Source organism: Rhodococcus sp. WS1 (assembly GCF_003797745.1).
Lineage (GTDB): Bacteria > Actinomycetota > Actinomycetes > Mycobacteriales > Mycobacteriaceae > Rhodococcus_F > Rhodococcus_F erythropolis.
Window position 1 is genome coordinate 515,859 of sequence record NZ_RKLZ01000003.1, and the last position, 9,214, is coordinate 525,072.

Annotated in this window: 13 protein-coding genes; 10 read left to right on the forward strand and 3 right to left on the reverse strand. The window is 61.4% G+C overall.

Annotation, left to right across the window (positions count from 1 at the left end; translation table 11 throughout):
- The 3 genes from priA to hisF are packed head-to-tail and all read left to right on the forward strand — an operon-like array spanning position 1 to position 2,348.
- Positions 1-735 (forward strand): bifunctional 1-(5-phosphoribosyl)-5-((5-phosphoribosylamino)methylideneamino)imidazole-4-carboxamide isomerase/phosphoribosylanthranilate isomerase PriA, encoded by a 735-nt coding sequence (priA, locus tag EEB12_RS27510; protein ID WP_003942371.1) that lies wholly within the window; start codon positions 1-3, stop codon positions 733-735.
- A 9-nt stretch (positions 736-744) separates the two neighbouring features.
- The gene (locus tag EEB12_RS27515) at positions 745-1,578 is read left to right on the forward strand and encodes an inositol monophosphatase family protein (RefSeq protein ID WP_021333657.1); all 834 of its coding nucleotides are present in this window, start codon (positions 745-747) and stop codon (positions 1,576-1,578) included.
- Entirely contained in the window at positions 1,575-2,348 is a 774-nt protein-coding gene (gene hisF, locus EEB12_RS27520; protein WP_003942380.1) for an imidazole glycerol phosphate synthase subunit HisF, read from the forward strand. Before EEB12_RS27515 ends, hisF begins: the two co-directional genes overlap by 4 nt.
- Here the strand turns inward: hisF and EEB12_RS27525 are convergent.
- A complete protein-coding gene (locus EEB12_RS27525; protein WP_029255504.1) occupies positions 2,345-2,962 on the reverse strand; it encodes a TetR/AcrR family transcriptional regulator in 618 nt (205 codons plus the stop codon). The two genes, hisF and EEB12_RS27525, sit on opposite strands and share 4 nt — an antisense overlap.
- Before the next feature lie 118 nt (positions 2,963-3,080).
- Between EEB12_RS27525 and EEB12_RS27530 the strand changes: the two genes are divergently transcribed.
- Positions 3,081-4,562 carry a flavin-containing monooxygenase gene (locus EEB12_RS27530; protein WP_141488867.1) on the forward strand — a complete coding sequence of 494 codons (1,482 nt, stop codon included), beginning with the start codon at positions 3,081-3,083 and terminating at the stop codon, positions 4,560-4,562.
- A gap of 21 nt (positions 4,563-4,583) precedes the next feature.
- Here EEB12_RS27530 and EEB12_RS27535 read toward each other — a convergent pair whose 3' ends face one another.
- A complete protein-coding gene (locus EEB12_RS27535; RefSeq protein WP_021344483.1) occupies positions 4,584-5,105 on the reverse strand; it encodes a universal stress protein in 522 nt (173 codons plus the stop codon).
- 101 nt (positions 5,106-5,206) lie between these two features.
- Here EEB12_RS27535 and hisI point away from each other — a divergent pair, with 101 nt between their 5' ends.
- The 4 genes from hisI to EEB12_RS27555 all read left to right on the forward strand — a co-directional run bounded on the left by hisI (position 5,207) and on the right by EEB12_RS27555 (position 6,965).
- Positions 5,207-5,554: a phosphoribosyl-AMP cyclohydrolase gene (gene hisI, locus EEB12_RS27540; RefSeq protein ID WP_003942390.1), complete on the forward strand. Its 348-nt coding sequence runs from the start codon at positions 5,207-5,209 to the stop codon at positions 5,552-5,554.
- Between the two features lie 6 nt (positions 5,555-5,560).
- On the forward strand, positions 5,561-5,854 hold the full coding sequence (locus EEB12_RS27545) for a DUF1905 domain-containing protein (protein ID WP_019748768.1): 294 nt from the start codon (positions 5,561-5,563) through the stop codon (positions 5,852-5,854).
- 24 nt (positions 5,855-5,878) lie between these two features.
- Entirely contained in the window at positions 5,879-6,505 is a 627-nt protein-coding gene (locus EEB12_RS27550) for an SRPBCC family protein (RefSeq protein WP_021333655.1), read from the forward strand.
- Between the two features lie 73 nt (positions 6,506-6,578).
- Complete coding sequence (locus tag EEB12_RS27555) at positions 6,579-6,965, forward strand: DUF2784 domain-containing protein (protein ID WP_020907994.1); 387 nt, start codon at positions 6,579-6,581, stop codon at positions 6,963-6,965.
- Between the two features lie 60 nt (positions 6,966-7,025).
- Here the strand turns inward: EEB12_RS27555 and EEB12_RS27560 are convergent, their stop codons facing one another.
- Positions 7,026-7,451: a nitroreductase/quinone reductase family protein gene (locus tag EEB12_RS27560; protein ID WP_141488868.1), complete on the reverse strand. Its 426-nt coding sequence runs from the start codon at positions 7,449-7,451 to the stop codon at positions 7,026-7,028.
- A 109-nt stretch (positions 7,452-7,560) separates the two neighbouring features.
- On the opposite strand from EEB12_RS27560, the gene EEB12_RS27565 reads away from it, so the two are divergent.
- Both EEB12_RS27565 and EEB12_RS27570 read left to right on the forward strand, forming a co-directional pair.
- Positions 7,561-7,983: an ArsR/SmtB family transcription factor gene (locus tag EEB12_RS27565; RefSeq protein ID WP_020907992.1), complete on the forward strand. Its 423-nt coding sequence runs from the start codon at positions 7,561-7,563 to the stop codon at positions 7,981-7,983.
- A complete protein-coding gene (locus tag EEB12_RS27570; RefSeq protein WP_020969780.1) occupies positions 7,980-9,005 on the forward strand; it encodes a cation diffusion facilitator family transporter in 1,026 nt (341 codons plus the stop codon). The genes EEB12_RS27565 and EEB12_RS27570 overlap by 4 nt, the downstream gene beginning before the upstream one ends.
- Positions 9,006-9,214 lie beyond the last annotated feature (209 nt).

The following is a 9,214-nucleotide window of genomic DNA, read 5'->3' on the forward strand; positions in this document are numbered from 1 at the left end:
GTGAGCCTGGTCCTTTTGCCTGCTGTAGATGTTGTCAACGGTGAAGCTGTTCGCCTCGTGCAAGGAGAGGCGGGAAGTGAGACCGGTTACGGGTCGCCCCGCGACGCTGCTCTTGCGTGGCAGAACGACGGTGCCGAATGGGTGCATCTTGTCGACCTCGACGCCGCTTTCGGGCGTGGGTCCAACAGTGAACTGCTGGCAGGCGTCATCGGCGACCTGACGGTCAAGGTGGAACTCTCCGGAGGAATCCGCGACGACGCTTCCCTGGAAGCTGCACTGGCCACCGGCTGTGCCCGCGTCAATCTCGGAACCGCCGCTATCGAAGATCCCGAGTGGTGTGCCCGTGCATTGGCCAAGTACGGCGACAAGATCGCCGTCGGCCTCGACGTTCGTCTGGTCGACGGCCAGTACCGCACCCGTGGGCGCGGCTGGGTCACCGACGGCGGCGATCTGTGGGAGACCCTGGCCCGTCTCGATCGCGACGGCTGCACCCGTTACGTCGTCACCGACGTCTCCAAAGACGGCACACTCACCGGTCCCAACCTCGAACTTCTCAGTCAGGTCTGCGCTGTCACCGACGCTCACGTCGTCGCCTCCGGTGGTGTGTCGACCATCGAGGATCTGCTCGCCATTTCCAGCCTGGTTGATCAGGGTGTCGAGGGCGCGATTGTCGGCAAGGCGCTGTATGCCGGTCGCTTCACTCTCCCCGAAGCGCTGGCAGCAGTTTCCGGATAGATTTTCCAGATGACTCCGACGCGTGACCTCGACGAACTTCTCGCGATTGCGGGTCGGCTTCTCGATGGCGTCCACGATCAGTTCGTCGCCGGTGTCGGCGCCCCGAGTGCGGTCCGCAAGGGCTGGGGTGATTTTGCCACCGAGGTCGATCTTGCGCTCGAGAAGCGGTTGACCGCGGAGTTGTTCGAGCAGACCGGCATCGAGGTGCACGGCGAGGAATTCGGCGGCCCAGACGTCGGTTCGGGGCTCGTCTGGGTTCTCGACCCCGTCGACGGTACTTTCAACTACTCGGCCGGATTGCCCACTGCCGGAACACTGTTGGCGCTTCTCGACGATGGTGTCCCGGTACTCGGATTGACCTGGCTTCCATTGATCGGGCACACGTACGCCACTCGTGCCGGCGGTCCGTTGTTGGTCAACGGAATCGCCGTACCGCCGCTGGAGCCAACCGATCTGGCGTCGTCGATCGTCGGATTGGGTGCCCTCAACGTCAACAGTCGCGGCCGGATCCCCGGCAGTTTCAGGCTCGACCTCCTCGCCGAGATCAGCAAGGTGTCCTCGCGGATCCGAATACACGGCTCCACCGGAGTCGATCTCGCTTTCACGGCGGCCGGCATCCTGGGCGGAGCGATCGTCTACGGCCGCAACGCGTGGGACAACGCGGCCGGGGTCGCGCTCGTTCGCGGTGCGGGCGGGGTGGTCACCGATCTGGCCGGAAACCCGTGGACCGTAGAATCGGAGTCGGTGCTCGCTGCCGCCCCGGGCATCCACGGTGAGATTCTCGATATCCTCAACGCGCTCGGTGATCCGCGCGCTTCGTCCTCAGGAGGACCACAGTCATGACCCTCGCAGTTCGTGTGATTCCGTGCCTCGACGTCGACGCCGGACGAGTGGTCAAGGGTGTCAACTTCGAGAATCTTCGCGACGCCGGAGATCCCGTGGAACTCGCGGCAGCGTACGACGCTCAGGGCGCCGACGAACTGACCTTCCTGGACGTCACCGCCTCCACGTCGGATCGTGGCACGATGCTCGACGTCGTAAGTCGTACTGCCGAGCAGGTTTTCATTCCTCTGACCGTCGGCGGTGGAGTACGCACGGTCGCGGACGTCGATCGTCTGCTGCGTGCCGGTGCCGACAAGGTCAGCGTCAACACCGCGGCGATTGCGCGCCCGGAACTGCTCAAGGAACTGAGTGAGCGTTTCGGCTCGCAGTGCATCGTCCTCTCGGTCGACGCCCGCACCGTTCCCCAGGGGCAGCCGGACACACCGTCGGGGTGGGAGGTCACCACGCACGGGGGCAAGCGCGGCACGGGCATCGACGCTGTCGAGTGGGCCGAGCGTGGTGCCGAGTTGGGAGTGGGGGAGATCCTGCTCAACTCGATGGACGCCGACGGCACCAAAGCGGGCTTCGACCTTCTGATGATCCGCGCTGTCCGGGCAGCAGTCCACGTACCGGTGATCGCCAGTGGCGGTGCCGGCCTGGTCGAGCACTTTGCCCCGGCAGTCGAAGCGGGCGCAGACGCAGTTCTCGCAGCGAGTGTCTTCCACTTCGGCGATCTGAGCATCCCGGAGGTCAAGGATGCGATGCGTGCCGAGGGAATCGTCGTTCGCTAGGCGTTCTCGGCGCGGATTCCGTCGAACATGAGGCGGCTGATGGCTTGGTTCAGCGTGGTGCAGTCGACGGACGAATCGGCTCGCAATCCTTGAATCGCACTTGCCAGCATCATGCCGTTCACGGCCTGCGCAGTGTTGTCGACGTCGAGGTCGGCGCGTAGATAGCCGCATTCGACTCCGTGATGCAGGTACGCCGCGGTCAACGATGCCGACTGGTCGAGTAGATCGAGCATCCGGCCAGTGAGATCGGCGTCGACGCCTGTCGTCTCGAAGAGCAGAACCCGCGGAATGCGCGGGTCGTCGAAGAAGATGCGGGGGAGCGCTTCGGCGATGCGACCGACCTGGGCGCGGTACTCGTCCAATGTATTTGCTGCGTCAGGGGCATTTTCGACGGCGAGTGCGCTGATGATCTTTGCGATCAGATCGTCGATGACGTGGTCGATGATGTCGCGCTTGTTCTCGAAGTACCGATAGAAGGTCCCGTGACCGATTCCGAGAGTTGTTGCGATATCGGCAATTCCGGTCGCGTGGTAGCCGCGTTCCGCGAAGCACTCGAATGATGCGTCGATGATCTCGCGGCGCAATTCCGCTTTTTTTCGTTCCGCTCGGGTCATGGCCTTCGTCACGTCTGGAATGATACCGTTCTCAATAACGGAATGACGTGTCAGTTTCTGATGTGCAGTTCACGGGTGCGTGGTTCATGGGTGTGCAGTTCATGAGAGGGATTCTCCGATGGCAGTGCAGTACGACGCAGTAGTGGTGGGGGCGGGCTTCGGCGGAATGGGTGCGGCCATTCAACTCAAGCGGATGGGCCTGGACAACCTGGCGATTCTCGAGCGTGAGGACGATCTGGGTGGAACCTGGCACGTCAACCGCTATCCCGGTTTGGCTGTCGACATCGCGTCGGTCACCTACTCGTATTCGTTCGAGCCCAATCCGAACTGGTCCAGGCTCTTCGCACCGGGTGCCGAACTCAAGAAGTACGCCGATCATGTCGCGGACAAGTACGACCTGCGGAAGCACATGACGTTCGGTGCCGTGGTCAACGGAGCCCGCTGGGACGAAGATTCCTCGCACTGGGTCGTATCCGTGGAGGGGGCACCGGACATCACTGCCAAGTACCTCCTGACTGCGACGGGTTTCCTCTCGCAGCCCCATCGACCGGACATCTCCGGTATCGATGAATTTGCGGGCAAGATCATCCACACCACCGCCTGGGACGATTCCTACGACTTGTCGGGCACCAAGACTGCAATCATCGGAACCGGCGCCACCGCCGTGCAGTTGATCCCCGAGGTGGCGCGGGAGGCCGCAGAGTTGACCGTCTACCAACGCACCCCGATCTGGGTCGTTCCCAAGATCGACGTCCCCATCCCGAGCGCAGTGCAGAAGCTGTTCTCGCGCATTCCGCTCACCCAGCGAATCGCCCGCGCTGTCAGTTCGTCGATACTCGAAATGATCATGGTCAGTGCGGTCCTGCATTACAAGCAGGTCAAACTGTTGAACAAGGGCGCTGCAGCCGCATCACGAGCGTTTCTGCGGTCGCAGGTCCGTGACGCGCATCTCCGCGAGCAACTCACACCGGACTACGACTTCGGGTGCAAGCGACCCACATTCTCGAACAGCTATTTCCGTACCTTCACCAAAGGCAACGTGCACCTCGAAACCACGTCGATCGACCACATTGCTGCCGACGGAATCGTCACGGCCGACGGCCGCAAGACCGAGATCGACACGCTGGTGCTGGCAACGGGATTCAACCTCTGGGATGTGAACTTTCCGGCCATCGAGGTTATCGGCCGTGAGGGCCGAAACCTCGGTAAGTGGTGGCGCGACAACCGTTTCCAGGCCTATGAGGGGGTCACGGTTCCCTACTTCCCCAATTTCCTCACGCTCGCCAGTCCGTACTCGTACAGCGGGTTGTCCTACTTCACGACTATCGAATCCCAGATGCAGCACATGGATCGACTGTTCGGTGAGGTGAAACGGCGTGGCGCGGAGACGTTCGAGGTCACCGAAACCGCCAACGCCGAGTTCCTGGACCGGATGACGGCGAACCTCGCGGACTCCGTCTTTTACGGCGGCAGTTGCCAGACTGCGCGGAGCTACTACTTCAATCAGCACGGGGAGGCTGCGATCCTGCGGCCCACGTCTACACACAATGCGTTTGTCGAAGCGAAACGCTTTCCGCTCGAGGATTATTCGATCAGCTAGGCGGGCATGCCCCGTGTTCGGCTATCTTGCCGATCTGACTCCGCTCGGAACCGATATCACGGGATAACGGTTCTGCCGGTTCAGTCGGGAAGAGACCGAGCTGTGTATCAGTTGGCTCACCGCGGAGGCAGCGCCTTTTCGCGGTGATCCGATCACGATGGTGAAGGCGTCGTACTTGTCCGCGGTCGCGAGGATGACACCGGCCGGGTCTCCGTAGGTGCAGTCGTATGTCCAGGTGTCCGTGTGCGAGGCAAGTGTCGAGGTTGTCTGTTCGCGTTGCGACACCATCTCGTCGTGCAGACGCGTTTCGAACTGTGGTGAGTCGGTTTCGACAGGCAAGTCCTCGGCGGTGATGCAGTGAACGACGTGGAGTGCTGAATCATCCTTGGCGGCAAGCGTCAATCCGTAGCTGACGACATTCTTGCTGCTCAGGCCTGTGCCGATCCCGACAACGATGTGGCGGGCCGGGACGCGATCGGTGCTCGCGTTCACGAGGTGGCAGGTGTACTCCGGGTGTGGGCCGTCATGACGTTGATGGTTCATGTCGGATCCTCTTCCAGAGCGAGAAGCGAAGAAACTTCCATTCTACGGCGACCAAGCAGGGGAATTCCACGGAAGTCACAGGTGGAAGGTATAAACATCATATGAGTCTTGATCCCGCAATCGCGGCGAAGCTGAAGCGAAACGACGCCGGACTGTTCAGCGCGGTTGCTCAGGAGAAGTCGACCGGTGATGTGCTGATGGTCGCGTGGATGGACGACGAAGCGCTCGCGCGAACACTGGAAACCCGTAAGGGGACGTACTATTCGCGCTCGCGCCAGCAGTACTGGGTCAAGGGTGAGACGTCGGGGCACACTCAGTACGTCCACGAAGTGCGACTCGACTGTGACGGCGATTCGGTCTTGCTGATCGTCGATCAGGAGGGCGCCGCGTGCCACACCGGCACTCACACCTGTTTCGACACCGACGTCCTACTCGCTGCGGAACAGTGACACGAGATGGCCGCTGACAAGACTCCACAACCGCTCGATTACGCCTTCACCGCTCCCATCGAGAAAGACGGGGCGTTTGCGACATTTCTGACGGTGCCTGGTTCGGCGGAACTTCTGGGAACCAGGCGCGCTGTGAAGGTGGTCGGGACTCTCGATGGTGAACATCCCTTCGAGGCGACGCTGATGCCGTCCGGTGACGGTCCACACTGGCTTCCGCTGCGCGTGGCGCTCTGCAAGGCGATCGGCAAGAGCGCCGCTGGAGAAGAAGTATCGGTACATCTACAGCAGCGACTGAGCTGAAGTTTTCCCGAACCAAGGAGCGTCGTGGTCGACAGAGCGGTTGATTCGTTGCAGGTGGTAGCGCGAGAGCTGAGCCCGTTCGGCGGTGACGAGTCGAAAACACGCACGTTGCGCATGTCGCGGACCCTCGCGGCGCCCATCGGCACGGTCTGGGCAGCGATCACCGAGTTCGACCGCATTCCCCAATGGTTCATGCCGGTCGGGGGAGAAGCCAGGATCGGCGGCCACTATCAGCTCGAGGGCAACGCCGGCGGCGAAATTTTGGCGTGCGATGCTCCTCGAACACTTCGCATCACCTGGGAATACGGCGGCGATGTGAGCTATGTGACTGTGAATCTCGCCGAAAAAGGCAGTGGTGCAACGCTGTTCGACTTCGAACACGCCGCGGACGTGGCGCCGGATCGGTGGGCCGAGTACGGTCCAGGTGCCGTCGGTGTCGGGTGGGACATGGGACTGCTCGGGCTGGCTCGACACGTGGAACTGGGGATCGCGACGCCACTCGAGACACCCGAGTGGTCGGCGAGCGACGAGGCCAAGGCATTCATCGCGGGAAGCAGTGAACTGTGGGCCGAAGCTGCGATCGCATCGGGCGACGACCCGGATGCGGCTGCAGCCGCCGCTGCTCGCACGACCGCTGCATACGCCGGGTAGATCACCTCTACGAGGACTAACATCGGATTAGTCTGGTTGTTGCGGGACTTCCGCGCCACGAGCGGAGACGACGATGGTGTATCGGCTCATCGAAGTAGTGACGGTGTTCGTCCACTTCGCGTTTGTCCTCTATGTGGTGCTGGGTGGGTTCGTGGCGTGGAAGTGGCGTCGTACCATCGGTTTTCACCTTCTTGCAGTCGTCTGGGGAGCCGGTTCGATAGCGGTCGGATATGACTGCCCGCTGACCAATCTCGAGAACTGGGCCCGCCGAATGGCCGGTATCGCGGAGTTGCCGTCCACCGGATTCATCTCGCACTACATCACCGGCGTGTTCTATCCGGCGAGTATCGAAGGCCTGGTACAGGCGCTCGCGGCGACAGTGGTTGTCGGATCCTGGGTCGGATACGTGCTGCTCGGACGGCATTCGAAGGCTGAGGTCAAAGCGTCTTCAGTGTCGTGATTCCGTACAAACGATCCCTGCCGTTTCCGAATGGAAACGACAGGGAAGCGCTACCTGGATTTACGCGCGAGTCAGTGCCACCACCGGGATTGTGCGGATCCCAGCTGTCTTCTCCGCATATTCGGCAAATCCCGGGTATCGACTGGCCTGCTCGTCGTAGATGCGGTCACGCTTCTCGCCGGTTACTTCGCTGACGGAGACCGGGTATGTTTCGGTGCCGATCTCGACCTCTGCCTGGTCGGTGGCAACGAGGTTGTAGTACCAGTCGGGGTTGGTCGGGGCACCGGCCTTGGATGCAAAAACGTAGATGGTCTTCGGATCCTGCTCGTCTGCCAGATACATCATGGGACTCACGGAATCGCGTCCGGATTTGCGTCCTGTGTGGTGGACCAACACCATGGGCGCACCTTCGAAGGGGCCACCTACCTTGCCCTCGTTCTCCCGAAATTCCGCAATCATTCCTGCGTTCCAATCGTCGGTACTCATCGTTGTCTCCCGGTCTGCGAGTGGCGAAGGGCTCTGCCGCCAAGCTTTGCACAACTGGTGAATCGACGAGAGGTCATCTTCGGCGTCCAGCATGATCTACTATCTACGTATGAACGCAGATAGTGGTGTTTGTCGCCGTAAGCTTCCCGATGATCAAGTCGACCTCGTCGTCGAGGTGTTCCGCATGCTGGCCGACGCAACCCGTGTGCAGGTTTTGTGGGCATTGGTAGATCGCGAGTGCTCGGTGAACGAACTGGCGGAACGCGTCGGCAAGCCGGCGCCGTCGGTGTCGCAGCACCTGGCGAAATTGCGCATGGCAAGGTTGGTACGAACGCGCCGCGATGGTACGACGGTGTTCTATCGTCTGGAGAACGACCATGTGCGCCAACTGGTTACGGATGCGGTCTTCAATGCGGAGCATGCAGGACCAGGATTGCCGGGGCATCACCGTAGTGAAGGTGAGCTTCGGGAGATACACCCGGAGCGCTCGGCGAAGGTCGATCGTAGCGATCAAGAAGAAGGTGCGTCATGACGCACGAACCAAAGACGTCCCACGGCCACGGCCATGTCCACGGCCCGAAGGGGTTTCGATCGGCAGTTCGCGAAGTGTTCTCCCCGCACAGTCACGACGCTGCCGACAGTGTCGACGACGCGTTGGAATCGAGCGCAATCGGCATCCGGGCGGTCAAGATCAGTCTTGTCGCGCTCGGAGTCACCGCAGTTGCTCAGGTTGCGATCGTGGCGATCTCGGGTTCGGTGGCGCTGCTGGCGGACACCATTCACAACTTCTCCGACGCGCTCACGGCAGTCCCACTCTGGATTGCCTTTGCGCTCGGTCGGCGCGCTGCAACCAGGCGCTATACCTATGGTTTCGGGCGTGCGGAGGATTTGGCCGGACTGTTCGTGCTCGCCATGATCGCACTGTCGGCAGTGATCGCCGGTGTCGAGGCGGTGAGGCGATTGATCAACCCGGTCGAGATCGAGCACCTCGGTTGGGTAGCGGCGGCAGGTTTGATCGGTTTCATCGGAAACGAATTGGTGGCGTTGTATCGGATCAGGGTCGGCAGGCAAATCGGTTCAGCGGCCCTGGTGGCCGATGGATTGCATGCTCGGACAGACGGATTCACCTCGCTCGCAGTCCTTCTGGGGGCCGGGGGAGTTGCGCTGGGTTTCCCGTTGGCAGATCCGATCATCGGCCTTGTCATCACCGTGGCCATCGTGGCGGTGCTGAGGACTGCAGCGCGAGACGTCTTCCGGCGGTTGATGGACGGCGTCGAACCGGAGTTGGTGGACGGCGCCGAGCATGCATTGATGCACGAACCCGGAGTCCTCGGTGTTCGTGATCTGAAGATGCGGTGGATCGGACACCGACTGCATGCCGATGCAGAACTCGACATCGATCCCCGGGCAACGCTTGCCGAAGCTCACGCGATTGCACACAGCGCCGAGCATTCGCTCACTCACGCGGTACCCAAACTCGCTACCGCCTTGGTGCATGCGTACCCGGCGCATGACGCACCGAATATTGAGACCGCACTCGAATCCCAGGTCTGATCTGCAGAAACAGACCTGGCGGAATCCTTTATGTGATCGCATGGGAACTTGTTTTGCCATTTGACGAGATGGAAAGGTTATGCAACCCTATCTTTGATCAATCGGCGGACTGTGTCGAGTGGTAGTCGGCACGGTCGTCTCGCGCCGCAGGTCCACGGCAATCGATGCAGGCCGTCGGTACTTTTTTCGGCAGATGAGAGAACGACGCT

Coding starts and splice junctions, on each gene's coding strand:
- EEB12_RS27515 (WP_021333657.1), top strand. CDS start 745: ATGACTCCGACGCGTGACCTCGACGAACTTCTCGCGATTGCGGGTCGG.
- hisF (WP_003942380.1), top strand. CDS start 1,575: ATGACCCTCGCAGTTCGTGTGATTCCGTGCCTCGACGTCGACGCCGGA.
- EEB12_RS27525 (WP_029255504.1), bottom strand. CDS start 2,962: ATGACCCGAGCGGAACGAAAAAAAGCGGAATTGCGCCGCGAGATCATC.
- EEB12_RS27530 (WP_141488867.1), top strand. CDS start 3,081: ATGGCAGTGCAGTACGACGCAGTAGTGGTGGGGGCGGGCTTCGGCGGA.
- EEB12_RS27535 (WP_021344483.1), bottom strand. CDS start 5,105: ATGAACCATCAACGTCATGACGGCCCACACCCGGAGTACACCTGCCAC.
- hisI (WP_003942390.1), top strand. CDS start 5,207: ATGAGTCTTGATCCCGCAATCGCGGCGAAGCTGAAGCGAAACGACGCC.
- EEB12_RS27545 (WP_019748768.1), top strand. CDS start 5,561: ATGGCCGCTGACAAGACTCCACAACCGCTCGATTACGCCTTCACCGCT.
- EEB12_RS27555 (WP_020907994.1), top strand. CDS start 6,579: ATGGTGTATCGGCTCATCGAAGTAGTGACGGTGTTCGTCCACTTCGCG.
- EEB12_RS27560 (WP_141488868.1), bottom strand. CDS start 7,451: ATGAGTACCGACGATTGGAACGCAGGAATGATTGCGGAATTTCGGGAG.
- EEB12_RS27565 (WP_020907992.1), top strand. CDS start 7,561: ATGAACGCAGATAGTGGTGTTTGTCGCCGTAAGCTTCCCGATGATCAA.
- EEB12_RS27570 (WP_020969780.1), top strand. CDS start 7,980: ATGACGCACGAACCAAAGACGTCCCACGGCCACGGCCATGTCCACGGC.